Annotated in this window: 1 protein-coding gene; it reads left to right on the top strand. The window is 56.7% G+C overall.

The genetic code is table 11. The annotated features are described in order from the left end of the window. The first annotated feature begins 462 nt into the window (after window positions 1-462). Complete coding sequence (locus tag FXB41_RS42230) at window positions 463-675, top strand: hypothetical protein (RefSeq protein WP_219681394.1); 213 nt, start codon at window positions 463-465, stop codon at window positions 673-675. Window positions 676-795 lie beyond the last annotated feature (120 nt).

Below are 795 nucleotides of genomic sequence, written 5' to 3' on the forward strand. Positions count from 1 at the left end.
AAGGCGGCGAGAAGGAGGATGTGTCAAGCGTAATGGGGGCACACCGCGAGCGCGGCGCTCTGCTTCTTCGACCAGGCCTCGAAGATGTTCCAATTCTGAGAGCTGAGAAGTGAGTTCGCTAAGTCGTTCGGCGTAAACGATTGCGCGAGAGCCTCGCATAAATGTCCTCCCCAGCACAAAAAAGCACTATCAGGATGGCGTCAGAGCAAATAGCGCGAGTAGCAAAAGTGGAATACTACCACCGGTAAATTGCGGATTTCAATACGTCAGGCTCACTGCCTCAGGACTGCGTCCACTCCCTTGCCAACTCGTCAACGATCTTGACCTATTTTGCCGAAAGCTTGGTTGGGCCCTGCAGTCAAAAGGGCCTGGGTGTAGAAGCCAGCGTAGAAGTTGCGCCAGCCTTTCGGCTTGCACTAAGCTCATCCGATTAGATCCGAATTGTTTTTGTGGAGTAGCGTCATGTCGAGTGCGATTGAGTTGATTGTGGAAGGCTACGCGAGTCTGAAAGACCGCCAGTCGCTTGAGGAGCTGAGGATGCACCGCCGGCGCCTTGCCGGAGACCTGAAAGCCTGGGCGGGCTTTGACTGCAGGTTGTCGATTGCGCAGATCGAGCAGGACATCGAGGCAATCGAGGCCGGCTTGGAGACGTTGTCGGGGCCGGTCGGCGGTTAAGCTAAGGCGCCATCCGATGGCGGCGAGCGCGCAGGGAGGGCAAGTGCTGCGATCTTTCGTCAGGCTGCCCTCATGGTGGTTTGGTCATGTTCGTCCGCGTTCTGCCTGACGTCTGAGAAG

This window comes from Bradyrhizobium canariense (assembly GCF_019402665.1).
GTDB lineage: Bacteria > Pseudomonadota > Alphaproteobacteria > Rhizobiales > Xanthobacteraceae > Bradyrhizobium > Bradyrhizobium canariense.